This window comes from Pseudomonas sp. UMAB-40 (genome assembly GCF_900095275.1).
GTDB lineage: Bacteria > Pseudomonadota > Gammaproteobacteria > Pseudomonadales > Pseudomonadaceae > Aquipseudomonas > Aquipseudomonas mandelii_B.
In genome coordinates this window covers 204842-227721 of sequence record NZ_LT607557.1, presented here as the reverse complement: position 1 = coordinate 227721, position 22880 = coordinate 204842, and the positions used below count along the sequence as shown (strand labels likewise).

Below are 22880 nucleotides of genomic sequence, written 5' to 3'. Positions count from 1 at the left end.
CCAGAACATGCATCAGATGAATGATCTTCGGCGTATCGACCTCAACTTGCTGGTGATCCTCGACGCCTTGCTCAGCGAGCAGCACGTCACGCGCGCGGCGCAACGCTTGCACCTGAGTCAGCCGGCGGTCAGTCATGCCCTGGCACGGTTACGCGACCTGCTGGGCGACCCTTTGCTGGTGCGCGCGGGCGCCACGCTCGTGCCCACCCCACGAGCCCTGGAATTGATTGCCCCCTTGGCCGAGGCACTGGCCCAGGTGCAATCCCTGTTGGCGCCAAATGCTTTCGACCCGGCCACCGCCAAGCGCACGTTTCGTCTGGCAATGTCCGACTATGGCGCCGCCATCGTCCTGCCAGGGCTGATTCGCACGTTGCGCCGGGAAGCGCCGGGCATCGACCTGCAAATCAGCCACGCCAGCCGCGAAGGCATGCTCGACGCAGTACTTAATGGCGACATCGACCTGGCAGCAGGTGTCTTCCCTGAACTGCCAAACGAGCTGCGCAGCACGCCACTCTTCGAAGAGCACTACGCCTGCCTGGTCGACCGCAACAGCCTGCCTGCCAATGGCGTACTCGACCTGCCGACCTACCTCGCACGGCCACACGTCCTGCTGGAAATGCGCGGCAGCGGCACGCCTGAAATCGAGCGGGCGCTGACGGCGTTACGTGAACGCCGTCGCGTCGCGATCAGCCTGCCGCACTGGAGCGTCGCCCCGGAATTCATCAGCGGCACGGACCTGATTCTTACCGTGGCTTCACGTGGGCTGCGCGAGATTGATGAGCGCTCGCTGGTCGTGGTTGCGCCGCCGTTTCATATTCCGTCGTTTACGTTTGTGTTGGTCTGGCACAAGCGGCGGGGCGGGGATCAGGCGTTGAACTGGTTGAATGGGCGGATTGGGGAGGGGATAGTGCGCGCCTGAAATCATTCGTTTTTTTGAAACACACAAGGAACATGGAATGACATTGAAGTCTGGGTGGGTGAATTGTGTGGCGCTGTGCGGGTTGGTGATGACGACGCAGGCGTTCGCTGATTGTGAGAAGCCGTTTCTGGCGGGCGATTTCGGCTATTCGGTTTGCAAAGACTGGCCAGCCTATCCCGGGTTGACGATTACAGCGTTATCGCAGTTCGAATCGGGATATTCGGCAAGCGATTATGGTCCTCAGGGAAAATATGATCTCAATCTTGCCGTGGTGACGGCTGGCGATTCGAAACCGCTGGCGACGTATCACAAGACATCGGTTTTTGAATCGGATGCCATCGCCTTTGAGGGCCTGCAAGTCGATACCGCTCGTTACAAGCTCACTCCTGAAGTAAGAGCGTTTGGTGTGCGCGCCACGTTCAATGGCTCGTCTCGGGTAAATCCCGTGAGTGAAAAGTTGCTGTCGCTCTATGTGAAAGAGGGCGACAAGTTGCGTCCGGTCCTGGATAAGCTCATCACCTATGAGTATGGCGGTGAATGGGATGGCAATTGCGCCGGTGAGCGTTATCAATACACCCGTACCGTCGAAATCGGCCAAACCAGTTCACATGGATTCGCGGACTTGATCGTCAAGACCGTGTCCACCAGCGAAACAGGGAAAGGCCAAGGGGATGCATGTGAATCCAAAACCATTACAGACAAACCGGTGCTGACAACACTTCGATATGACGGTAAAACCTACGTTCTGCCTCAAGGGTTCAAAGGCTTGTAAATCATGGGAAGAGATCAGGGAAGAGCATGTTAACCACAAAGAAACGACTGAATTCACTTGTCTTGTTCGGCCTCATCACGGCTGTCAGCCAAGCGCAAGCGGGGTGCGAAGAAGCGCCTTCCGGTGAGCGAACATTCACCCTTTGCAAAGTCTGGCCGGCGTATGACGACCAAACTATTGTGGCCACGTCGACATTCAAACCGGATTCCGCTGACGCGAACAACGATGGCGGAAACGTTGATCTGGAACTGTCGCTCATACGTTCATCCAGTTCGAAACGCCTGGCCAATTACCTTAAAAAAGATGCCTATTATTCAGACGCTGTGGCGTATGAAGGGTTGTCCATTGATACGGCACGCTACAAGTTGGCGCCCGAAAGTCGCGCTTTTGGCATTCGTTCGAGTTTCGAACACAGTTCGAGCGTAAACCCTTATCACAAAACCGAACTGGCCTTGTATCTCAAGGAGGGCGATACATTACGTCCAGTATTGGAAGGGCTAATCATTTCTACGAGCAGGGGCGAGTGGGATGGTAACTGCGCGGGAGAGGGCGAACGTACACAAAGAACCGTCGATATCGGCAACACAACTCATAACGGATTTGCAGATCTTGTTGTCAGTTCCACCGTGACGGAGACCAAAAACTTTCGGGTTGGAGAAGAGTGCAACGATACGTCCCGCAAGTTGAAAACAACTCGGGTTACCCTGGAATACGACGGCAAGCACTACGTCGTGCCAGTAGCACTCAAAGGTTAATCGCCCATGCTCACCGGCCTCAACCACCTGACCCTCGCCGTCACAGACCTGAACCGCAGCGTGGCGTTCTATCAAGACCTGCTGCAACTGCGCCTCGAAGCCACTTGGGACACCGGCGCCTATCTGTCACTGCCGGGTTTGTGGCTGTGCTTGTCCGTTGATCCGCTGCGCAACTCGGGACCCGCCGCCGATTACACCCATTACGCCTTCACCCTCAGCGCAACCGATTTCCCCGTGTTCGTCGAACGCCTGCGATCCGCCAACGTGCAGGAATGGCGCGACAACCGCAGTGAAGGCGCGTCCTTCTATTTCCTCGACCCGGACGGCCACAAGCTCGAAGCCCACGTTGGCGATCTGGCGTCTCGGCTGGCCGCCTGTCGCGTGCGGCCGTATGCGGGAATGAAGTTCTTCGACGATCAGTCAGTCGATATTCCCGGGACCTGATATAGACTTGCGCCCATTCACCAAATAGTTAAAAGGTTTTCCAATGACTCCATCGTTGCTAATGGCCGTTCTCGCCTCGGGTTTTATCTACGGCATCACGCCGGGGCCGGGTGTGTTGGCGGTGTTTGGCATCGGTGCTGCGCGGGGACGACGGGCCGGGGCGGGGTTTCTCTGTGGGCATTTGCTGGGGGACGTGGTCTGGTGCAGCACGGCGCTTATCGCGATTGTCGGTGCCCGGGAAATCGGCAGCACGGCGTTTGATGTACTGGGCGTGCTCAGCGGGCTGTACCTGTTTTGGCTCGGGTTGCGCGCCATACGGGCGAAGCGCAGCAGCGCCGATACGCCTCAAGGCCCGGCTCGCCAGCCCTTTTGGCACGGCATTCTGTTTGGCCTGACCAATCCCAAGGCCTACCCCGTGGCAGTAGCGACGTTCACTGCGCTGCTGTCCAGTCGTGCGGAGTTGCTGCACTGGTCAATGCTGCCGTGGTTGATTGTCTTGAGCTTTGTCGGTGGTCTCATGGCCTACGCTATTCTCATTGGCATTGTCGGTGCGCGGCAGGTTCGCACCTTGTATCAACGCCATGAATTGGCGATCACCCGGTTATGCGGGGTGATGTTTATCGGTTTCGCCATCAACGCCCTCGCTCATGCACTGCCGGGGCTGGTGACGAACAAGGCTTGAGGTTGAGCGCACGGATGCGTCAATGCCCGATGGGTCATGGAGGGGCTTTTTATTGCTGCATTGTCCGGAAACGCTTATCGCACCATGGCAACCAGAAATTCCGCGCCGTTGGCGAGCTACATCGATCTCTTGCTGGACGCCGTCTGTGCGGTGGATAAACAAGGTCGCTTCGTATTTGTCAGCGCGGCCTGCGAGCGTATCTTCGGCTATACCCCTGACGAACTGATCGGCCAGCCGATGATTGATATGGTGCATCCCGCCGATCGCCAACGCACCCTCGACGCTGCACGCGAGATCATGGGCGGCGATCCCAAGCTCAACTTCGAAAACCGCTACCTGCGCAAGGACGGCGGCGTGGTGCATATCCTATGGTCGGCGCGCTGGTCTGAAGTCGATCAGTTGCGCATCGCTGTGGCCCGGGACATCACCGAGCGCAAGCAGGCCGAATCCCGGCAAGCGGCGTTGTACGCGATCTCCGAGGCGGCTCACGCAGCGGAAGATTTGCTGGCGTTGTTCAAGCGCATCCACTTGATCATCGGCGAATGGCTGCCGGCACTGAATTTCTCCGTGGCGCTGTATGACGAGCACTGCGCGCAGCTGAACTTTCCGTATCACGTCGACGACCATGAACTGCAGCCCGAGCAGCCCGGAACCATGACGGGGCGACTCTGCGCCGAGGTGATTCGCAGCGGCCAGCCGATTTTGCTGACCCTGGATCAGGACACTCTGCCAGAAGGGTTTGAGGCATCGGTCGCCGGACAGGACTCGCCTTGCTGGCTGGGTGTCCCGCTGAGCTCGCAAAATGGCACCATCGGCGCGCTGATCGTCAAAAGCGTACCGGGTGGCGAGCGCTACACCGAGCAGGACAAGGAGCTGTTGCAATACGTCTGCGCCCAAGTCGCCACCGCCATCGAGCGCAAGCAACTGCATGCCCGACTGCAGCGCATGGCGCAGTACGATCAACTGACCCAACTGCCCAATCGAGAGTTGCTGCGTGACCGGCTCAAAGACTCCCTCACGCTGGCGCGAGCGGATTCCGGACGAATGGCGCTGCTGTACGTCGACCTCGACCGCTTCAAGGAAGTCAACGACACCCACGGCCATGCGGTCGGCGACATGCTGTTGCAAGCGGTCGCCAATCGGCTCAAGGGCTGCGTGCGCGAGACCGACACCGTGGCGCGTATCGGTGGGGATGAGTTTGTGGTGTTGTTGCACAGCATTCACGCGTCGGAAGACGCTGATAATGTTGCGGGAAAAATCCGTCAGGTGCTGGCGCAACCCTTGCGCCTGGACGGGCACAGCGTAAACATCCAGCCGAGCATTGGCGTCGCGCATTACCCCGAGCACGGCACCGAGGAAAAGCAGCTGTTCCGGCACGCCGATGAGGCCATGTACGCCGCCAAGCGCCGAAATCACCAGCACCTCGGGGCGTGAAAAAATGGACCACCGTTCGTCGCGGCGATTTCATTTTTTCTAAACCTTTGCGGTGATCGAAATTCAGATTCTATGCGGGCTCCTGCTCGCCGCGATCATCACCAAGAGGTAGAGAATCATGCCTAACTCAAGAAACTCGAACTCGGGAAACTTCGCCAACGATCGAACGAAGGCGTCAGAAGCCGGTCGCAAAGGTGGGAAAACTACCACTACGACCGTCGATAAAGACCCTGCGAAACCCGACATGGGCCGCAAAGGTGGTCAGAAGTCGAAGTAGTCGCAAGGTAGTTTTGATTGAGAGGCGGGGGCGAAAGCTCCCGCTTGAATTTTTATAGAAGGAGGGCGCGACCATGAGCCGGATGGCCACCCGATTACGCACTGCCAGTTTTGTCTCGTTGCTGAGCCTGTTTGCCAACAGTGCCTTCGCCCAGTCGCCCGCCGAATTCATTAACGATGCGTCGGCCAAAGGCATGGCCGACATCGAAGCCAGTCGCCTGGCGCACCAGAAAACCGAATCCAAAGAGGTCAAGGACTACACCATCGTGGTCATCAATGACCGCACGACCGCCAACCAGCACCTGGCGAAAATCGCCAAGCAGCTGGATTTGCCGGTTGCCCCTCGCGAAGAAGTGGTCGACAAGGCCAAAGCGTTGATGCCGGAAGTGAAGGACGGCGCATCCTTTGACCAGGCTTATACCGCCAGTCAGGTGAAGACGACCCAGGAAGCCATCGAACAGCTTCAACAGGTCGCTCAGACAACCGACGTTCCGCAAATCAAAGCCTTCGCAGAGGAAACCTTGCCCAAACTGCAAAACCACCTGGAAATGGCCAGAGCGCTGCAAGCCAGTCGCTAGACCAGGCGGTTAACGCTGTTGGATGCAAACGGCGCGTGATTCACATCACGCGCCGTTTTGTTTGTGCTCAGCACTCATTCAAGTCCTGTTTGTGCTTGCTTGTAGTGGCCAGCCCCGCCAGGCCATGCACGTCTTTTTCGCCCATGGCGCGATAGTGTCTACGCAGGGCTTCCAGTTGCTTGAGGTCCAGTAACTCCAGCCCCAGCATTGCGTTCTGCGCCTCCTTGTTCACCCGCAATAACTCATCGATTTTCAGATGCAGGATGTCGGTGTCGCGGTTCTGCGTGTTCTGGATCAGAAACACCATCAGGAACGTGATGATCGTGGTTGAGGTGTTGATGATCAGTTGCCAAGTGTCGTTGTAATCAAAAATCGGCCCGCTCAACCCCCACAACGCAATCAGAATCAAAGCCCCCATGAACGTCTTGGGACTGCCGGCCCACAGGGCGAGTTTCTGTGAGATTTTTGCGAATTTCATTGCCGTGTTCCTTATAGGGATGCGCCTGATTTTCAGACAGCGACGGCGGGTTGAAAATTCGACTTAAAAACCCCAATTCTGCGACGCCCAACCTCTGTAGGCGCTGTGTAGGAGCTGTCGAGTGAAACGAGGCCGCGATCTTTTGATCTTGATCTTTTTAAAAGCAAGATCAAAAGATCGCGGCCTCGTTTCACTCGACAGCTCCTACATATCGCAAAGCATGGCACTTGATGGAATAAATTCCTCCTTCCCCATTTCTTCGCCAGATTCTTTCTTTGTGCCGGTTTGTGACTAGTATCAAAGGCAATCAATTTGCCAGCATGCAAACACACGGATCGAAATCAGCTAAGAGGTCACTCATGGAATTCTTCGAAAAGCTAACAAGCCTAGCCGCCAAAGTTCGTTTGCAAAGCGCTGCAATCAAAACGGAGGAAGCCACCAAGAACGCATTTGTCATGCCTTTTATCAGCACCGTGCTGGGCTACGATGTCTTCGATCCGACTGAAGTGACTCCTGAATTCGTTTGCGATATCGGAACGAAAAAGGGAGAAAAAATTGATTACGCAATCATGAAGGGCGGAGAAGTTCAGATCCTCATTGAGTGCAAAAAAATTGGTGAGCCGTTGCACATCAATCACGCCTCCCAATTGTTTCGTTACTTCCATGTCACCAGCGCCCGTATCTCCATCCTTACCAACGGTCAGGTCTACAAGTTTTTCACTGACCTGGACGCGCCCAACAAGATGGATGAGAAACCATTTCTTGAGCTCGATCTTCTGGATATCGACGAATACTCTGTCCCTGAATTGGTCAAGCTCACCAAGTCAGCCTTCGATGTGGATTCGATCATCAGCGCCGCCGGTGAGTTGAAATACGTCAGCCAAATCAAGAAGGTCATCGCATCGCAGGTCAGCAAGCCCGATGACGACTTTGTGAAAGTATTCGCTTCGCGTGTGTACGACGGGGTGATTACACAGAAGGTCCGTGAGCAATTTCATGAGCTAACGAGAAAGGCTGTGGTGCAGTTTCTCAACGACCAGATCAATGACAGGCTCAAATCAGCCATGAGTGGTGCGATTCAACCGGCCTTGGCTTCTTTGCCGGTTTCTTCTGGCACTGCTGAGCAGCTGGACGTGCGTGACGAGTTAGAGGACAAAGTACTAACAACGCTTGAAGAGCTGGAGGGCTATCACATTGTCCGTGCCGTTGTTCGGTCAGTTGTAGATGCCAAACGCATTGTCCAGCGTGACACGCAGAGTTACTTCGGCATTCTGCTCGACGATAACAACCGCAAACCGATCTGCCGTCTGCACTTCAATCGTTCACAAAAATACATCGGTATTTTTGACGAGGAGAAGAATGAAACCCGGCACGCCATAAACTCGATAGATGATATCTACGAATACTCGGATCATTTGAAAAAGACTGTTGGGTACTACGACTAACCATTTACTTGCGGAAAAAAACCGGCCTTTGAGGCCGGTTTTTTGTGGAGAACCTTTCAGTTCGTCAGCTTCACATCAACCGCCCAGCGGAAGTACCCCAACGCCTCGCAGCTTTTATCGATCAGCATGAAGCTCAGTTCACACGCCTCGACCCCCGTGGCCAATTGCGTGCACTGCCAATAATGATCATCGGCCGAATGGCTGCCCGGTACGGTGGGGTTTTCAGGATCGGGTGCAGGCACGGTCAGGTTTTCTTTGACCACTAGTTCAGGCGTTGAAAGTACACCTGCATCGCCTGCTGACATCCCGTAGAACACCACGCTGTGCTCGGCGAGCAAGCTGACGGTTCTGCTGCGGATATGGAAAGTCGATCCAGTGCCGAGGGTTAGCGTAATAGAGCTGTCATTTATTGTACTTTGTGGTGTCGGAGATCCATTGATGGCGAAGATGAAGCCATCGGCAATAGACGTCGGGTTTTCAGGCTCAAGGCTGGGGTCTGGATAGCGTAAAAGCAGGGATTCAGCATCAACAACCAGCAACACATTGTGGGCCGTTGCAACGCTTGAAGGGGGTTTGATCGGTTCGGAAGTCATCATGGATTCCTTTCATGATGGTGACGCAAAACGGCAGCCGCTTCGGTTCATGCAAGACATCCCGTTCCTGTCGAGGCGGCAACGAACTTGGCAGGCCCCTTGTCGCCAAGGGGCCAGACCATCGTCAGTTACGGATGGTAATGAACGGATCCCACGAGCAGCAGCCAACGATCTTGCAGTCGCGATCCACGATCAGGAAGTGGAAGTGGTAGGTCACGCTGCCGCACGACAAGGTTTCCGAAGACCAGTAATGGTTGTCGACTTTCTGGCAGCTTGGCACCGACGGATTGCTGGTGTTGGGGACGGCGACGCAGGCAGTAGCCTTGCGCGGCGTGGGTGTGGAGATCAATTCGTTGCCGACATTGCCGATAAACTTGTAGAAAATCACTGCCGTCTCGAAGCTCTGCGACAGGCTGGTTTCACGCCAGCGAATCAGGTCGCCCACCTGGGCCTTCAAGTTGAGTTCGCCACCGGCCTGACCATTTATCACGTTGTCGCGGTTGGTCACCATATACACATGATTGACGTCGATCAGCGTCGGCGAGGCGGGATTTTTGCTGATGTTCGGGTAGTTTTTCAGAATGGTTTCAGTGTCGATTGAAACAAGAACATCCGTGACTCGAGACATAGTAAAGCTCCTTGTTCATAGTGAGCGCCTGGCATCTTTCCAGGCGCAACAACGCTTGCTTGCCTTGCGGCTGCTGCGAAAACACTACGGACGGAACCCACCGATCACGGGAGATAAATTGGCCTTGCTCCTGCGTGCAAACTGATAAGTCGGGTTCCTTCCGACAGGCCGCGATTAGGACTATAGATGCGAAGAATAGGCTGTCAAAATTGATTGACCTATCGCTCGACGAACGGTCGATATAGTTATGACCTCCGATGATTTGGCGATAAAAAACCACTCACTCAAAACCTCTTGCGCCATAGGTCGGATAGGGCAGGGCCTGCCGGTCGAGGTATCGTAGCGAACCGGTTGTGCGCCGCTGGCCACAACAACGCACCGACAGGAGAACGCAATGAGTTGGTCCGCCAAACAATACGTCGCTTTTGAAGATGAACGCACCCGCCCAGCTCGTGATTTGCTCGCGGCGATTCCGCCCGTGGACGCGCGCTCGGCCATCGACATCGGTTGCGGCCCCGGCAATTCGACCGAGTTGCTGGTGGAGCGCTTCGCCAATGCCTCGGTGCGTGGCCTGGACAGTTCGACCGATATGATCAAGGCCGCCCGCAAGCGCTTGCCGCAGCTGCAATTCGACACGGCTGACATCGATACCTGGAACGAACCGGGACCGTTCGATGTGATTTTCGCCAACGCGGTGTTGCAGTGGGTGCCCGACCACGCGACGTTACTGCCTTCGCTGGCCGCCCGACTGACCCAGGGCGGCAGCATGGCCATCCAAATGCCCGATAACCTCAACGAGCCGTCCCATCGGCTGATGCGCGAAGTCGCTGCCGATGGGCCGTGGGCCGCCAAGTTGGAGGACGCCGCCGGGCAACGCACGGAAATGGCCAGTGCCAGCGATTACTACTCGATGTTGCGACCGCACTGTGCGCGAGTCGACGTGTGGCGCACCACCTACCATCACCCGCTCGCGGGCGGGGCGTCGGGTGTGGTCGAGTGGTTCAAGGGCAGCGGCTTGCGGCCGTTTCTCGAACCGCTGGATGAGGCGGAAAAAGCGCAATACCTCAAGCAATATCAAGCCGCGATCAAGCAGGCTTATCCGGCGCTGAGCGATGGTTCGGTGCTGTTGCCATTTCCGCGGTTGTTTATCGTCGCGACGCGCTAGGGCAAAAAGGGACGGACAACGCCGAACGTTATCGGTCCCTTTGTCTGGCACTCAGGTATTCAAAAATAAACGAAGCAAAGCCGAACAACCCGATCATCGAAATGATCATGATCCCCAACTCTGAATTGTCCATGTTGATCTCTAGGTGGTAGGTGAGCCTGAAGCATAAAGTATCTGCGGTCAGGCCCAACGCAGCGCTACGGCTTCTTTACCGGCTTGCAGGCATCTATACGCAAACTATACGAGTACAGGGCACGACACTCAGCGCTGGGTACTGACCAGCATCATCATCGGTCGCTCCCGCTCTTCGGCCAGGGCCGGTTGTGCCGCCACCTCAGCATCGGTTGGCCCCCATTCGTTGACATGCCGGATGCTGAAACCTGCGCCAATCAGCGTATTGAGCAAAGTGCCGAGGGTGCGGTGCTGTTTGATCACACCTTCGGCCAGCCAGTTCGTCACCCGCTCACCTTCCCGTTGATAACTGTCTAGCGGCCAGCGCTTGTTCCCTTCGCCATCAATCAGCCAGCCCGGATTACGCGGCGCCATGAAGATTGGGTGTTCGATGGAAAATACGAAGCGCGAACCGGGTTTTAGGGCTGTGTGGATTTTGGCGAACAGACCCGGAAGATCCTTGATGTAGTGCAGCGCCAGGGAGCTGTAGGCGAGGTCGAAACTGGCTGCGGGCAGGTCGAGATGTTCCAGATCGGCGCGGGCATATTGGATGTTGTCCGCAGACGTGGTCTTGCGCGCCTGCTCCAGCATTTTTTCCGAGACGTCCAGACCCAGCACGTTGTCGGCACCGTGTTCACTGGCCCAGCGGCAGAACCAGCCGTAACCGCAGCCGAGGTCTACAACCTCCAGGCCTTTCATCGATGGCAGCATTGCTTTGAGGGCCGGCCATTCCGGTGCGGCGTCGAGGCCGCCGATGGAGCGGGGCATCTGGCTGTAGCCCTGGAAAAACTCCGGGTCGTCGTAGATGTTTTGAGTCATTTTTGGGTTGCTCAATAAAAATCACACTTTCATATCGCGGCCATTAACCCTGCTGCAATACCTTGAGCGCTGCCGAGGCCAGAAACCCGGAACGGCTTTTTTCCTCAGGATGATGCAGCACATACTCGTCGATTCGTGTCAGCAAGTATCCGGGTAGGGTGATGTTGAGCTTTTGCGCTTTGCCGAGGTATTTCGTGACATCAATATCTACCAGCGCCCATGTACATCCCGCGTACTTCGGATTGGCGGCATGCAGTGTGACTTTGTTGGCGGGCGGAATCGGTGCACCGTCTTCGGCCAGAATTTCGAAGTGACCTTCAATTGCTTCACGTGCCATCGCCATGGCGTCGTCCAGGTCCTCACCGGCCGAGAAGCAACCGGGAATATCCGGTACCTCCACGCCCCAAGCGTTCTCGTTGTCTCCAGCTGAAATTGCAATAGGGTAAAGCATGTTCGTTATCCTCCACGGACTCAGGGCAACAGGCTCATCAGAGCAGTGCCTGTTGCAAAATACTGATAGCCGTTTTTTTGAGCAGATCCTTTTTAGGGTGTGGAACAGTTACAAGTCCAGGCTTCGTAGGGTGTTTGAAATGGTGATGACTACCTCTGATCCGAACCAGATACCATCCGTCTTCCATGATTTGGCTTATCAAAAATCGGCTATTCACATCACCTCCGTGTGGTGTGTCTGGGTGGTTACTATACCCACCGATAAAAAATTATCAACACTATAACCACTAGGGCGGCCATGGCTGCGAAAAAGAAGTCTAGGAGGGGGTTAAGCGTCGGGGGGCGGCAGGCTCTAAAAGAGTCGATTTCTGTATTTCAGGGTTTTACGGTCAAAGAAATACAGGGTTTGAGGGAAACAAAAGAAGGCCCGAACGTAATACCGGGCTAAGCCAGCAACAGAGATTCGGGCGCGATTGTTGTGATGCGTTCTTTGTAACTGCGTTACGGAACGCCAACTGCGTCCGGTGTCACGTTAGAGCTACTCTGCATCCATGCGTCGAGCAATGACATCCAGCACATCGCAACCGTCGCGCAAGGGTACGCAACAGAGCAACGCAAAGTCGCTGAGGATCACCGCGTCAGACGTGATGTCTCCTCGCATCGCGAGGTTTTCAAGCAGCTGCGTCACGGCCAGGATTCTGTAACTGGCGGTGCTGAGCAGTGAATGCAGCGGTTGAGTGGTGTTGACGTAGAGCGAGGAAAGGTCGTCGGCGTTGCTGGTTAAAGCCATATATTCGTTTATGAATGAGTACCGTTAGTAGGGGAAAGACCTACCACTCAATCGTCGCCAAACAATAGGGTGGCAGCTGTACGCAGGTTGGCGAACCGGACAACGGTAAAACCGGCAGACCCGTAGGTCTCCCACGCACAGCTACCAAAAAAACGCAGCACAGTGCAGTCAGAAAACTCCGAAAAAGCTCGGAGTGAATCTGAATCGTTGTCATCGAGTCGCCAAACCCGATGCGTCTTTTGGACGCGCTCGGACTATAGGCCTCGTGACAAAAACACTGCAATGCGCAAGTCTACGGACAATTCCCACCGTCGTGTAGGACCTTGCCTTTCTGAAAGTCGGCTTCGCTCGAAGCCCCGAAAGATGGGCAATCGGTACTGAGTTTGGCCGCGACCGAGACATTAATGGATTGAGAGAAAATGATGCGAGAAACCTTGAGGCAAAAGATGATCGAGGTCTGCAACAAGAAAATAGAGCAGAAGGGACCGACTGTCGGGCTCTCGTTCTATGCTTTCTTTGCAAACAAAAATGATGATCCAGTGCTTTTAATGGAAGCAGCCCAATGGTGGATCGCTAAGCACAAGCTCGACCATTTTGAAAAGGCCGTAAAAATAAAGCAGATGGTAGAGCGGAAAGATTAGCTGGTTGTTTTACAGGTGCTCAAGGACATCATGCAGAGAGTATTCTGGTGTAGGCATCGATTCGAATCCATTCGAAGGATTGAAAGCGTAGCAAGGAAAACTCCGAAGCGATCAGGAATCGAAAACAAAGAAAAACCCGCGCTTTTGGCGGGCTTTTCAATTGGCATTGCTACGTTATTGTGCGGGGGAGGCCCAGCCAACTTGCGTCCAGTACGTAGATTGGCCTATATCGGGTGCTTTCGAATACTCGGTCGCGCGCTTGAGTCCAATCTGCATTAGGTCATCACTCACTTGCATTACCGTCCACGAAATGTCCTGACTGAGATCCATCTGCGCAAAACAGTATTTGCGGGTGATCATCAGAGCCCATGTCGCATACTCGGCTTGGGTGTAGCTGGTATAGGCTCGATCAAAATCGCTAGGTGTAATGCAGCCAAAAGCCTCTGCATCGAGATGTACCAGATCCTCCGCCTTCGGCTTATAAACGACAGACCTTTGCTGCGTAGTATCCGCAGAGCTATCTGGGGTCATGCGGTAGGCAACCGCACCAATGGTGACGCAAACCAAGAGGGAGCACGGAAGTACGAATTTCCAATGATCGCCCAGACTTTTAGGAAGGCGTTCGACGGGAGTAGGCGCGAACACTTCATCACCTTCCATTGTCAGCTGGGGAACTTCAGCACCGCAGTGCTTGCACTTGATCGCAGCTCTTTTTATGGTCTCGGCGCACATTGGGCAGGGACGCGAGCTGCTTTCAACTGTCGCCGCAGCAGCTTTTGGTTTTCCGGAGAGTAGAATCATCAGCAGGCCAGCCAAGGCAATAATGCCGCCAAGGATGGTGTTAATTTGCATATCCGCCATAAGCCCCAAATCCTTTACTCTGCCGCCGGAACCCGTAGACACTGATACATCCTTATTCAGCGCGAACACTACCAAGCAGATCCCTACGAGCAATGCGACCTTGCCAAACCACTTCATTGGATCCTTCCCGTACTCCCGTAATTGAGTCCGAACTCTAGCATTCGTGGCGCACAGCCACCACGCGATCAACCCACTCTTCGTAGTCGCTGAGGGTCTAGTGAGTGGGGCGTAAGAGGGAGCGAACCGAGTATCACGGCCAAAGAGAAGCCCGCGTGGGGAGCGCGGGCTAAAGGGGTCATTAGGAGCTGAAATCACCATAGGCTGCAGCTTGTGAAAAACGTGAAGGAAAAAAGGTGACGGATTTATTTATCAACGAATAGCTACGTTGAATATGAATCGACTAAGGCCCTGGCCAAAAAAAAGCTGCCATCAGCGCCATTTTTTTTATCCCCTTGAGCCTTATCTGCCGAAAAATCACTCCCTGCCAGTCCCCATCTCCCGATCCTCAAACGCAGAACGCACCGCCTCTACGACACGTTCAGCCATGTCCTCATCTTCAAGCTGCGAATACCGGTTCTCCACATTCCCGTCACTCTCGCGGCTGAGACGTGCAGTGCCGATCTCAGACTCGACACGCAGAGGTTGTGCAAGTGCGATGTCGTAGCGATCGGCGAGGGCCTTGAAACCGACTGGCATTGACGAATTCCTTAACAGGGCAATGAAAACGCTAACAAAACACCAATATGGCGCGAAAACGTTAATTTACTACGGCGCGAAAATACTAATCCTGCGTGAATTTTTATACTAAAACTGTCATTCCCAAAAAAACGTTAACGAAACTCAGCTTAGTCGTAACCGCCGTACCGGTAAGGGCAAAAGGCAATTCCACCAAACCCCAGACACAAAAAAACCGGCCATCAAGGCCGGTTTTTTCTTTACCTGCATCTCCCGTCAAAAATCAACGTGAGACAAAAATTCGATTGGAGCGGGTGAAGGGAATCGAACCCTCGTTATCAGCTTGGGAAGCTGGAGTAATGCCATTATACGACACCCGCTCAGAGCGGCTGACTTTGTACCAGATGTGCGCGTGGAAATGAAGTTTTTCTTTGCGCGCGATGCGTTTAGCGCAGGTGAAACAGGACATCAGACCGCATGACGGTCGTTCGCGGGCAAGCCTCGCTCCTACAGAAATGCGTTTAACGCTGCGGGGCGAAGCTTGCTCGCGATGACACTGTTTCAGATGGCCAATGCATGGTGGTCCTGGACGTAATGGTAACGCGGTCGGCTGGCGTGTTGCGCCGGTTTCAGGAAGCCCAGCAGTGCGTCGCGGCTGTCTCGGCAGGCAGATTTGTGTTCCATGTCGAGAAAGTGGCCGGTGGCCTGAAGGGTGCTGAAGGTGGCGTTTTGCACGTGGTTGGCGAACAACCGGGCGCCATCGGCGGCGGTGTATTCGTCCCATTCGCCGTTCATGAACAGCACCGGAACGTTGATTTTCTCGGCAGCCTTGAGGAAGCACTGGCGATCGCTGTGCAGCAGGTCGCTGATGTGGAAGTGCATCTGCCCGTATTCATGCTCGGCGAGAGAGCTGACGTGGCGATAGTTGAAGCGCTTGAACAGCGTCGGCAGGTGTTTGCCGATGGTGCTGTTCACCAGGTTGCCGACCCGATCCCCATCCCGACTGCCGAGGTAATCAATGCCGCGCTCGAGGTAATCGAGCATGTGCGCGTTGATCTCCGGGGAGAACGAGCTGATCACGGCTTTTTCGATGCGCCGTGGCTGTTGGGCCAGGGCGACCAGGGTCGCGGCGCCGCCCCAGGAAAACGACAGCACGTGTTCGGCGGCGAAGTGGTCGATCAGCTCCAGGAGGATCTGCCCTTCGACTTCCTTGGTCAGCAACTTCTCATGCAGGTTGTGCGCTTTTGACTTGCCCGCGTAGGGCTGGTCGTAGCAAACCACATTGAACTGCGGGTGAAGGTTTTTCACAGTTTGTGCAAACGACGCAGTCGTGGCCATCGAGCCGTTGACCAGGATGATGGTCTTCTCTGCGGCGTCTGCGCGATAGAACTCCGTGTAAACCCGATACTGACCCTGTATATCCAGCACAGCGATTTCTGGCCTCATGTCATCAGACTCCAAGCAAGCGGGTATGCGCGCAAATGAGATTGCACGAGCTTTGTGACAGGTAGGCATACGCCTTGAATTTGGAGGCCCATGTCGATCCAATGCAGTCCGGTCGACGGGTATTGTTATTGGCGGGCAGTCTGCCGGTCTGAGGCGGAACCTGAGGGTTCTCTAACCGGCAAAAAGTTTCTTAGAAGTATGTTGTGACTCGTCGGTCACATTTCGGCCGACGTCCTGATTCAAGCAGGGGTCACGTCTTCGCGCAAGTGTCATTCGTAAATTGTTCGACAACTTCTGCTGAGCGGTAGGCTGCTTAGATCAAATGGATCTCTTCGGTGCGCAATGCTCGGTACTCGCCCGGTTTTAGCGCGTTATCGAGCACCAGCGGACCCATGCTTTCGCGGTGCAGGCGCAACACTTTGTTGTCGAAGTGGCCGAACATCCGCTTCACTTGGTGATACCGACCCTCGACGATGCTCAGCCGCGCCGCTTTCGGCCCGAGCACGATCAGCTCGGCCGGTTGCGTGGTGAGGTCTTCGAACGCGAAGTACAGGCCCTCGGCAAACTTCAATGCGTATTGCGGGCCAATCTCCTGCTCGGTCTCGACGTAATAGACCTTCGGCAGTTTGGTCTGCGGTTGGGTCAGGCGTCGCGACCAGCTCCCGTCGTTGGTGATCAGCATCAGGCCAGTGGTGTTGAAATCCAGGCGACCGGCGATGTGCAGGTCATCGCGGTTCGGCTCATGGATCAGGTCGAGCACGGTCGGGTGCTCCGGGTCGCGGGTGGCGCTGACGCAGCCGGGCGGTTTGTGCAGCATGAAGTAGCGAGCGGGCTTGCCGACTTGCAGGACTTCCTCGGCGACCTCGACGCGGCTGAACTCAAGCACTTCGGCATGCGGGTCGCTGACGATTTTTCCGTCGATCCGAACGCGCTTTTCCACCAGCAACAGGCGCACCTGCTTACGGTTGAAGCGCGGCAGGTTGCTGAGGAAACGGTCAACGCGCATGGCTGGGAATCAGTCGGAAAAGGGCCGCGTATCTTACGTGATCGGCCGGGCGGTTGCTTACAGCTGTGCCTCGACCTCGGCGCAACGCGGGCACAGGCAAGATTTGTCGCGCAGTTCGGCCGGCAGCGCTTCGAGCACCGCCGGGTCGATACTCACGCCAAAGCACCAGCACGCCTGATCGACAGTGCGCGGGTCGGCCAGGGTGCAGGCGTTGGAGGCGCCGCAGGCGGGGCATTGGTCAGGCTTGTTCATGCAGGATTATTCATAACGGGAGTGAGGCATTTCCACGCAAGTTCGGTTACGGCCGGCCTGTTTGGCCCGGTACATCGCATGATCGGCCCGGGAGAGCAGAGTGTGCAAGGTTTCATCGACCTGCAAGGTGGTGAGGCCGATGCTGACGGTCAGCTGCAGTTCCTTGCCGTCGTAGGCATAACGCTGCTGTTCGACATGTTGACGAATTTTCTCGGCGATCATCAGACCGGTCTCACCGTCGGTGTCCTTGAGCAATACGATGAACTCTTCACCACCCCAGCGGCAGACGATGTCGGAGTGCCGCAGGCAACTCTGCAGGTCCCGCGCGAAGCCGATCAGCACCTGATCGCCGGCCAGATGACCGTAGGTGTCGTTCAAAACCTTGAAGTGGTCCAGATCCAGCAACAACGCGGTCAGTGGCTTGGGCTCGCGCTCGGCTTCGAGCATGGCTTGCGCCGCCAACAGGTCGAAACCACGACGATTCGGCAGTTCGGTCAGGCTGTCGAGCGTCGCTTGCGCCTGGATCTTGCCCTGGTAGCGCTTGATCACGCGGTTGAGCAGGGCCAGCACGATCAGCGTGACGAGTAGGCAGATCAGCAGGTTGAGGTACAGCGACTGGCGGATTTCACTGAGGGCGCTGTCTTCGCGCTTGTCGACAAACAGGTACCAGTTCAGCTCGGGAATGAACCGAACGTTGAGGAAATGGCCCTGGCCCTGGACGGAATATTCGTAGCTGCCGCTATGGGGTTTCGGCAGTTGGCTGACCAGGCTCTTCATGTTGTCCAGTTCGCCGAGCTTCTGACCGATGTGCGCGCCTTGCGGGCCGCCTTCGGCGCCGGTCAGCACCAGGCGGCCGAAGTTGTCGACGAAGTACACGCTGCGCTGGTAACGCTGCTGGTATTTGTCGATCAGCTTGATCACCGCATCGACCGTCAGACCAACGCCGGCGGCGCCGATGAAGCGGTTGTTGTAGTCGTAGACCTTGTAGTTGATGAAGAAGGTCAGGTTGTCCTTGTTGGCAAGGTCCGGGTCGACATTGATCTCGTAGGGATCGGCCATGTCGCGCACGCGGAAATACCAGGCATCGCGGGGTTCCGTGGACTTGACCTGTTTGAGGACGCCTTTGGCGTGGTAGTAGGTGAGGCTGGTGTTGGAGACAAAAAATGCCGTGTAGGCGCCGTAGTGGGTCATGACCTCGTTGAGGTAGCGGGTCATTTTTTCGGGGTCTTGCTCGCCGTTTACCACCCAGTCACGCATGAAGGTGTCGCGGGACATCATCGAAGAAATCAGGATCGGTCTGACGAGGTCCTTCTGGATTTCCGAGTAGACCGTGTCCGAGGTCAGCGGCAGTTCGGTGTTGACGATGCTGTCGCGGATGGAGGCTCGCGAAGCGTAGTAACTCAGGAAAGAGGTCGCGAGAAAGCCTGCGCCCAGCAACGCGATAAGCGTGAGGACCAACGAACGTTGCGAATACAGCGGCGAGTGAAGCGGCATGACGATTCCGTTGGCAGTAACCCGATGGCAGGCATTCTAAAGGCACTGCCGGGAAATAACTCCTCTATGTGCAGCGCGAATGATTGTCCACTCACGCCATGCAAGATGCACCCGGACCCTGTGGGAGCGAGCTTGCTCGCGATGGCGGTCTAACAGGCAAAATCAATGTTGCCAGACAGTCCGCTATCGCGAGCAAGCTCGCTCCCACAGGTTTTCGCTCTTAAGGCAGGGTTTTCAGATACGCACGCCATCCACCCAAATGGCTGATATTGGCGGCCCCCTCCAACCCGTACCCCTCACAAATAAACCCACTCTCCCAGCGCCCATCCGCCAGTTGCACCTTGCCCAGCCCCAGCGGCGCCGGAATCCCGGTCAGGAACGAACCCAACTCACTGCTCGGCAACTCCCACACCTCCACCGCAATCGCCACGCCGCCGTCCTTCACCCGCACCATCCCCGGACGAAACGGTGGGCCACCGGCCAACGCATACAGTTGATAGTCCGGCGAGCTAAGCGTCGTCTCGACCAAATGGGCTCCGCGCTTCTTCAGTTGCCAGTTCAGCGCCAACCCGTCCAGATGCGCGCCACAGACCACCAGTCGTGCGCGGTCATGGCGAGCGACAGTCGTCGGTGCAGGCTCAGCCGAGCGGGGCTGCAAAGCATCCGCCACCCCCAACAAATACTGATCGGTAAACGCCCGGCCAAACACGGTCACACCCCACGGCAAACCGTTGCCCATGAAACCGCTGGGCACAGCGACGGCCGCGTAATCGAGCAGGTTCATGAAGTTGGTGTAGTAACCCAGTTCCGAATTACGCAGGACCGGTTCGGCGTCCAGTTCCGCCGATGTGACGGGGCGGCCGATGGTAGGCGTAACGACACAATCAAGATGTTCCAGCGCCTTGTCGCACAGCGCTTTCAACGCTTGCAGTCGATATTGCGCACGGAAGGTCTGCACGCCGCTGACCGCCGACGCCTTGGCCAGCACCGCACGAATCACCGGCAACACGGCTTCGGGATTCTGCTCCATCAACTCGCCGGCCACGCTGTAGCGCTCTGCCACCCAAGGGCCTTCATAGAGCAAACGCGCCGCTTCGAGGAATGGCGACAGATTCAGTTCCACAGCGGTACCGCCCAACGTCTTGAGCCGATCGATGGCATCACCGAACAACAACGGGCCTTCAGGGCAGCCGAAGAATTCCAGGTCCTGCGCACGCGGTACGCCGAAACGGAACGGACGCGGCGTACCGAACGCCGAGCCGTCATTCCACAGCGGGTTGCTGCGGCTGTATTCATCTCGCGGGTCGTGGTGCGCGGTCAGCGCCAGCAACTGACTGGCCTCCCGGGCCGTCGCGGTGAATGTCGTCACGCAATCGAGCGTGCGACAGGCCGGCACCACACCGGCCGTGGAGATCAGCCCTTTGGTGGCTTTCAATCCGACCAGATTGTTCAACGCCGCCGGCACCCGTCCCGATCCTGCCGTGTCCGTGCCCAATGAAAAACTCGCCACGCCCAACGCCACCGCCAGCGAAGATCCAGCGCTGGAACCGCCCGACGGATACTCCGGCAATACGCTGTTCGGGCACGCGCCATAGGGCGAGCGGCTACCGTTCAACCCGGTCGCGAACTGATCAAGATTGGTCTTGCCCAGCGGAATCGCGCCCAGCGCCAGCAACTGCTCGACGATGGTCGCCGAACGCTGCGGCAAATAGGTAAACGCCGGGCACGCCGCCGTGGTCGGAATGCCCGCCAGGTCGATGTTGTCCTTGATCGCAAACGGCACGCCGTACAGCGGCAGGCTGTCGAGGTCGCGACCGTCGAGCGCGGCGAGGTACGGTTCCAGTTCCTCGTCACTGAGCAAGTGGATGAACAGGTGATAATCCGGGTTCAGCGCTGCGGCTTTGTCACGCAGGCCCAGCAGCAATTGACGGGGCGTGATGTTGCCGACGCGATAGGCGCTGCGCAGGGCGTCGAGTTGCAGATTGATATTCATGGCGTCATTCCTTTTCAAAATGGGTTCAGTCGAGTTCCAGCACCACGACGCGCTGTCCGGCGCGCACCGCCGAACCCGGTTGTACGCGGACCTCGCGCACCACGCCGGCCATGGGCGCGAGTAGCGGAATTTCCATCTTCATCGACTCCAGAATCACCAGCACATCACCGGCGGCGACCCGGCTGCCGGTCTCCACCTGGACCTGCCAGAGGTTACCGGCGATGTGGCTGTCGACGCTCATTTCATTGCTGGCGAGCGGTGCGTCTTCGGTGGCTTCGGGGGCCGGTTCCTCGCTGTCGAAATGCGCCTGGCCGCTGGCGATCCAGCGCTCGCGCTCGGCGTTGAATGCGCTTTTTTGCTGATCGCGAAACGCCGCGATGGTCTCGGCCTCTTTCGTCAGGAAGGCCTGGTAATCCGCCAGGTTCAACTGGCTGTGTTCGATGTTCAGTTCGAAGCGCCCGAGCGGGAAGTCCCGGCGGATGCGCAGCAGTTCCTCGGCGCTCACCGGGTAGAAACGGATCTGGTCGAAAAAGCGTAGCAGCCACGGTTTGCCGTCGAACGCGGCGACTTCGCGATAACGGTTCCACATCTGCAACGTGCGACCGACAAACTGATAACCGCCTGGGCCTTCCATACCGTACACGCACATGTAGGCGCCACCGATGCCCACCGAGTTTTCTGCCGTCCAGGTGCGCGCGGGGTTGTACTTGGTGGTGACCAGGCGATGGCGCGGATCGAGCGGGGTGGCGACCGGTGCGCCGAGGTAAACGTCGCCCAAGCCCATCACCAGATAGCTGGCGTCGAACACCGTGCGCTGCACTTCGTCGAGGTTCGGCAGGTCGTTGATGCGGCGGATGAACTCCAGATTGCTCGGGCACCATGGCGCGTCCTTGCGCACGGTGGTCATGTATTTCTCGATCGCCAACTGACAGGCCGGGTCGTCCCAGGACAGCGGCAAATGCACGATGCGCGACGGCACTTGCAGGTCTTTGGCGGCGCACACGGCGTCCCATTCACCGGCGACAATGCCGAGCAGATCGGCCAGCGGCAGTTGCTCGGGCTGGTAGTGCACTTGCAGCGAGCGGATGCCCGGCGTCAGGTCGATGACGCCATGCAGGGTTTTGCTTTCCAGGGCTTGCATCAGGGCGTGGGCGCGGAAGCGCAAAACAAGATCGAGTTCAGGCGCGCCGATTTCCAGCAGCAGGTGAGTATCCCCCGACAACCTCGCAACCAGCCGCGTGTCTCCCTGACCCAACTCCAACACCACCGGCGACACAACCCCCTGTAGGAGCTGGCTTGCTAGCGATGAAGTTGACGCGGTTTCTGCCAGGGCCCCATCGCCAGCAAGCCGGCTCCTACAAGGGGTATTCCATTTCAGGGCGAGGTTGCGGGCGGTTTTTAGATCGACCGGGAGGAACTGGACTTTGTCGCCGGCCTTCAGTTGCCCAAGCTGCCAAAGGTCCGCCTCGATCACCGTCACCGGGCAGACGAACCCGCCCAGGCTCGGACCATCCGGCCCCAAAATTACCGGCATGTCCCCGGTGAAATCCACCGCCCCGATGGCGTACGGATTGTCATGGATGTTCGACGGATGCAGCCCTGCTTCACCCCCATCGGCCCGCACCCATTCAGGCTTCGGCCCGATCAGTCGCACGCCGGTGCGGCTGGAGTTGAAATGCACTTCCCACTGGGTCGCGAAAAAGGTGCCGATGTAGTTCTCAGTGAAATACTCCGGGGCACCGTGAGGTCCGTAGATCACCCGGATCTGCCGCACGGCTGTTAGCTCGGTGACGTGGTCCAGTTGCTGACCGACGCTGCGGTCGATCAAGGCAGGCACATGCAACACATCACCCGCCCGCAATGCACGACCACCATGCCCACCAAACTGTCCGAGGGTGAACGTACTTTTGCTGCCCAGATAATCCGGCACCTGCAGACCGCCGCGCAGGCTCAGATAGCTGCGAACGCCGGCCCCGGCAATCGTGCCGAGGCTTAACGTGGCACCGGCTGGAATCAGCAACGCGGTGTTCATCGCTACGGTTTCACCGTTCAACGTCAGTGGAATGACGGCCCCGGTGACGGCCACCACAGCCTCGCAATTGAAGCGCAGCAG

At 56.9% G+C, this 22880-nt stretch carries 26 protein-coding genes and 1 tRNA gene; 11 read left to right on the top strand and 16 right to left on the bottom strand.

Translation table 11 applies throughout. The features are described from left to right. Nucleotides 1-7 precede the first annotated feature (7 nt). The 8 genes from K0F88_RS12335 (at nucleotide 8) to K0F88_RS12300 (ending at nucleotide 5860) form a co-directional block, all read left to right on the top strand. Nucleotides 8-919: a LysR substrate-binding domain-containing protein gene (locus K0F88_RS12335; RefSeq protein WP_094468713.1), complete on the top strand. Its 912-nt coding sequence runs from the start codon at nucleotides 8-10 to the stop codon at nucleotides 917-919. Nucleotides 920-956: 37 nt separating this feature from the next. Continuing rightward, a complete protein-coding gene (locus K0F88_RS12330; protein WP_219095228.1) occupies nucleotides 957-1691 on the top strand; it encodes a hypothetical protein in 735 nt (244 codons plus the stop codon). Between the two features lie 26 nt (nucleotides 1692-1717). Continuing rightward, nucleotides 1718-2446, top strand: a complete 729-nt coding sequence (locus tag K0F88_RS12325) for a hypothetical protein (protein WP_219095227.1) — start codon at nucleotides 1718-1720, stop codon at nucleotides 2444-2446. A gap of 6 nt (nucleotides 2447-2452) precedes the next feature. Then, complete coding sequence (gene fos / locus K0F88_RS12320) at nucleotides 2453-2890, top strand: fosfomycin resistance glutathione transferase (protein ID WP_094468711.1); 438 nt, start codon at nucleotides 2453-2455, stop codon at nucleotides 2888-2890. Between the two features lie 43 nt (nucleotides 2891-2933). Beyond that, a complete protein-coding gene (locus tag K0F88_RS12315; protein WP_219095226.1) occupies nucleotides 2934-3572 on the top strand; it encodes a LysE family translocator in 639 nt (212 codons plus the stop codon). Between the two features lie 84 nt (nucleotides 3573-3656). Continuing rightward, on the top strand, nucleotides 3657-5006 hold the full coding sequence (locus K0F88_RS12310; protein WP_094468709.1) for a bifunctional diguanylate cyclase/phosphodiesterase: 1350 nt from the start codon (nucleotides 3657-3659) through the stop codon (nucleotides 5004-5006). 118 nt (nucleotides 5007-5124) lie between these two features. Beyond that, a complete protein-coding gene (locus K0F88_RS12305) occupies nucleotides 5125-5283 on the top strand; it encodes a KGG domain-containing protein (protein WP_010462447.1) in 159 nt (52 codons plus the stop codon). Between the two features lie 73 nt (nucleotides 5284-5356). Then, a complete protein-coding gene (locus K0F88_RS12300) occupies nucleotides 5357-5860 on the top strand; it encodes a DUF4142 domain-containing protein (protein WP_094468708.1) in 504 nt (167 codons plus the stop codon). A gap of 67 nt (nucleotides 5861-5927) precedes the next feature. Here the strand turns inward: K0F88_RS12300 and K0F88_RS12295 are convergent, their stop codons facing one another. Further along, nucleotides 5928-6338 carry a low affinity iron permease family protein gene (locus tag K0F88_RS12295; RefSeq protein WP_094468707.1) on the bottom strand — a complete coding sequence of 137 codons (411 nt, stop codon included), beginning with the start codon at nucleotides 6336-6338 and terminating at the stop codon, nucleotides 5928-5930. A 359-nt stretch (nucleotides 6339-6697) separates the two neighbouring features. Here K0F88_RS12295 and K0F88_RS12290 point away from each other — a divergent pair, with 359 nt between their 5' ends. Further along, complete coding sequence (locus tag K0F88_RS12290) at nucleotides 6698-7783, top strand: type I restriction endonuclease (protein ID WP_219095225.1); 1086 nt, start codon at nucleotides 6698-6700, stop codon at nucleotides 7781-7783. Nucleotides 7784-7839: 56 nt separating this feature from the next. Here the strand turns inward: K0F88_RS12290 and K0F88_RS12285 are convergent, their stop codons facing one another. Continuing rightward, nucleotides 7840-8376 (bottom strand): AidA/PixA family protein, encoded by a 537-nt coding sequence (locus tag K0F88_RS12285; RefSeq protein WP_219095224.1) that lies wholly within the window; start codon nucleotides 8374-8376, stop codon nucleotides 7840-7842. Nucleotides 8377-8500: 124 nt separating this feature from the next. Beyond that, a complete protein-coding gene (locus K0F88_RS12280; protein WP_090181110.1) occupies nucleotides 8501-9004 on the bottom strand; it encodes an inclusion body family protein in 504 nt (167 codons plus the stop codon). A gap of 394 nt (nucleotides 9005-9398) precedes the next feature. Between K0F88_RS12280 and tam the strand changes: the two genes are divergently transcribed. Beyond that, entirely contained in the window at nucleotides 9399-10169 is a 771-nt protein-coding gene (tam, locus tag K0F88_RS12275; protein ID WP_094468706.1) for a trans-aconitate 2-methyltransferase, read from the top strand. Nucleotides 10170-10430: 261 nt separating this feature from the next. Here tam and K0F88_RS12270 read toward each other — a convergent pair whose 3' ends face one another. From K0F88_RS12270 to K0F88_RS12255, 4 genes are all read right to left on the bottom strand, one after another. After that, entirely contained in the window at nucleotides 10431-11159 is a 729-nt protein-coding gene (locus tag K0F88_RS12270) for a class I SAM-dependent methyltransferase (RefSeq protein WP_094468705.1), read from the bottom strand. Nucleotides 11160-11202: 43 nt separating this feature from the next. Continuing rightward, nucleotides 11203-11610, bottom strand: coding sequence for a type II toxin-antitoxin system HicB family antitoxin (locus tag K0F88_RS12265; protein WP_219095223.1), 408 nt, complete (start codon nucleotides 11608-11610; stop codon nucleotides 11203-11205). Nucleotides 11611-11647: 37 nt separating this feature from the next. After that, nucleotides 11648-11827, bottom strand: a complete 180-nt coding sequence (locus K0F88_RS12260) for a type II toxin-antitoxin system HicA family toxin (RefSeq protein WP_219095222.1) — start codon at nucleotides 11825-11827, stop codon at nucleotides 11648-11650. A 320-nt stretch (nucleotides 11828-12147) separates the two neighbouring features. Then, entirely contained in the window at nucleotides 12148-12411 is a 264-nt protein-coding gene (locus K0F88_RS12255; protein ID WP_094468704.1) for a short-chain dehydrogenase, read from the bottom strand. 407 nt (nucleotides 12412-12818) lie between these two features. On the opposite strand from K0F88_RS12255, the gene K0F88_RS12250 reads away from it, so the two are divergent. Continuing rightward, the gene (locus tag K0F88_RS12250) at nucleotides 12819-13040 is read left to right on the top strand and encodes a DUF6500 family protein (RefSeq protein ID WP_255141810.1); all 222 of its coding nucleotides are present in this window, start codon (nucleotides 12819-12821) and stop codon (nucleotides 13038-13040) included. 174 nt (nucleotides 13041-13214) lie between these two features. Here K0F88_RS12250 and K0F88_RS12245 read toward each other — a convergent pair whose 3' ends face one another. The 9 genes from K0F88_RS12245 to K0F88_RS32355 all read right to left on the bottom strand — a co-directional run. Next, entirely contained in the window at nucleotides 13215-14018 is an 804-nt protein-coding gene (locus K0F88_RS12245; RefSeq protein WP_219095221.1) for a hypothetical protein, read from the bottom strand. 357 nt (nucleotides 14019-14375) lie between these two features. Next, the gene (locus tag K0F88_RS12240; protein ID WP_219095265.1) at nucleotides 14376-14597 is read right to left on the bottom strand and encodes a hypothetical protein; all 222 of its coding nucleotides are present in this window, start codon (nucleotides 14595-14597) and stop codon (nucleotides 14376-14378) included. Between the two features lie 285 nt (nucleotides 14598-14882). Beyond that, a tRNA-Gly gene (locus tag K0F88_RS12235) sits at nucleotides 14883-14956 on the bottom strand. A 181-nt stretch (nucleotides 14957-15137) separates the two neighbouring features. Beyond that, complete coding sequence (locus K0F88_RS12230; RefSeq protein ID WP_219095220.1) at nucleotides 15138-16022, bottom strand: alpha/beta fold hydrolase; 885 nt, start codon at nucleotides 16020-16022, stop codon at nucleotides 15138-15140. A 313-nt stretch (nucleotides 16023-16335) separates the two neighbouring features. Then, nucleotides 16336-17028, bottom strand: coding sequence for a pseudouridine synthase (locus K0F88_RS12225; RefSeq protein ID WP_219095219.1), 693 nt, complete (start codon nucleotides 17026-17028; stop codon nucleotides 16336-16338). A gap of 57 nt (nucleotides 17029-17085) precedes the next feature. After that, complete coding sequence (locus K0F88_RS12220; RefSeq protein WP_094468699.1) at nucleotides 17086-17280, bottom strand: cysteine-rich CWC family protein; 195 nt, start codon at nucleotides 17278-17280, stop codon at nucleotides 17086-17088. Between the two features lie 6 nt (nucleotides 17281-17286). Beyond that, on the bottom strand, nucleotides 17287-18774 hold the full coding sequence (locus K0F88_RS12215; protein ID WP_094468698.1) for a sensor domain-containing diguanylate cyclase: 1488 nt from the start codon (nucleotides 18772-18774) through the stop codon (nucleotides 17287-17289). Between the two features lie 220 nt (nucleotides 18775-18994). After that, the gene (atzF, locus tag K0F88_RS12210) at nucleotides 18995-20767 is read right to left on the bottom strand and encodes an allophanate hydrolase (RefSeq protein WP_219095218.1); all 1773 of its coding nucleotides are present in this window, start codon (nucleotides 20765-20767) and stop codon (nucleotides 18995-18997) included. 25 nt (nucleotides 20768-20792) lie between these two features. Beyond that, the coding region (locus K0F88_RS32355) for a carboxyltransferase domain-containing protein (protein WP_257605246.1) at nucleotides 20793-22880 on the bottom strand (2088 nt) is incomplete at its 5' end.

What these genes read in the sequence shown, in the direction of transcription:
- K0F88_RS12335 (WP_094468713.1), top strand. Translation starts at nt 8, where the DNA reads ATGCATCAGATGAATGATCTTCGGCGTATCGACCTCAACTTGCTGGTG.
- K0F88_RS12330 (WP_219095228.1), top strand. Translation starts at nt 957, where the DNA reads ATGACATTGAAGTCTGGGTGGGTGAATTGTGTGGCGCTGTGCGGGTTG.
- K0F88_RS12325 (WP_219095227.1), top strand. Translation starts at nt 1,718, where the DNA reads ATGTTAACCACAAAGAAACGACTGAATTCACTTGTCTTGTTCGGCCTC.
- fos (WP_094468711.1), top strand. Translation starts at nt 2,453, where the DNA reads ATGCTCACCGGCCTCAACCACCTGACCCTCGCCGTCACAGACCTGAAC.
- K0F88_RS12315 (WP_219095226.1), top strand. Translation starts at nt 2,934, where the DNA reads ATGACTCCATCGTTGCTAATGGCCGTTCTCGCCTCGGGTTTTATCTAC.
- K0F88_RS12310 (WP_094468709.1), top strand. Translation starts at nt 3,657, where the DNA reads ATGGCAACCAGAAATTCCGCGCCGTTGGCGAGCTACATCGATCTCTTG.
- K0F88_RS12305 (WP_010462447.1), top strand. Translation starts at nt 5,125, where the DNA reads ATGCCTAACTCAAGAAACTCGAACTCGGGAAACTTCGCCAACGATCGA.
- K0F88_RS12300 (WP_094468708.1), top strand. Translation starts at nt 5,357, where the DNA reads ATGAGCCGGATGGCCACCCGATTACGCACTGCCAGTTTTGTCTCGTTG.
- K0F88_RS12295 (WP_094468707.1), bottom strand. Translation starts at nt 6,338, where the DNA reads ATGAAATTCGCAAAAATCTCACAGAAACTCGCCCTGTGGGCCGGCAGT.
- K0F88_RS12290 (WP_219095225.1), top strand. Translation starts at nt 6,698, where the DNA reads ATGGAATTCTTCGAAAAGCTAACAAGCCTAGCCGCCAAAGTTCGTTTG.
- K0F88_RS12285 (WP_219095224.1), bottom strand. Translation starts at nt 8,376, where the DNA reads ATGACTTCCGAACCGATCAAACCCCCTTCAAGCGTTGCAACGGCCCAC.
- K0F88_RS12280 (WP_090181110.1), bottom strand. Translation starts at nt 9,004, where the DNA reads ATGTCTCGAGTCACGGATGTTCTTGTTTCAATCGACACTGAAACCATT.
- tam (WP_094468706.1), top strand. Translation starts at nt 9,399, where the DNA reads ATGAGTTGGTCCGCCAAACAATACGTCGCTTTTGAAGATGAACGCACC.
- K0F88_RS12270 (WP_094468705.1), bottom strand. Translation starts at nt 11,159, where the DNA reads ATGACTCAAAACATCTACGACGACCCGGAGTTTTTCCAGGGCTACAGC.
- K0F88_RS12265 (WP_219095223.1), bottom strand. Translation starts at nt 11,610, where the DNA reads ATGCTTTACCCTATTGCAATTTCAGCTGGAGACAACGAGAACGCTTGG.
- K0F88_RS12250 (WP_255141810.1), top strand. Translation starts at nt 12,819, where the DNA reads ATGATGCGAGAAACCTTGAGGCAAAAGATGATCGAGGTCTGCAACAAG.
- K0F88_RS12245 (WP_219095221.1), bottom strand. Translation starts at nt 14,018, where the DNA reads ATGAAGTGGTTTGGCAAGGTCGCATTGCTCGTAGGGATCTGCTTGGTA.
- K0F88_RS12240 (WP_219095265.1), bottom strand. Translation starts at nt 14,597, where the DNA reads ATGCCAGTCGGTTTCAAGGCCCTCGCCGATCGCTACGACATCGCACTT.
- K0F88_RS12230 (WP_219095220.1), bottom strand. Translation starts at nt 16,022, where the DNA reads ATGAGGCCAGAAATCGCTGTGCTGGATATACAGGGTCAGTATCGGGTT.
- K0F88_RS12225 (WP_219095219.1), bottom strand. Translation starts at nt 17,028, where the DNA reads ATGCGCGTTGACCGTTTCCTCAGCAACCTGCCGCGCTTCAACCGTAAG.
- K0F88_RS12220 (WP_094468699.1), bottom strand. Translation starts at nt 17,280, where the DNA reads ATGAACAAGCCTGACCAATGCCCCGCCTGCGGCGCCTCCAACGCCTGC.
- K0F88_RS12215 (WP_094468698.1), bottom strand. Translation starts at nt 18,774, where the DNA reads ATGCCGCTTCACTCGCCGCTGTATTCGCAACGTTCGTTGGTCCTCACG.
- atzF (WP_219095218.1), bottom strand. Translation starts at nt 20,767, where the DNA reads ATGAATATCAATCTGCAACTCGACGCCCTGCGCAGCGCCTATCGCGTC.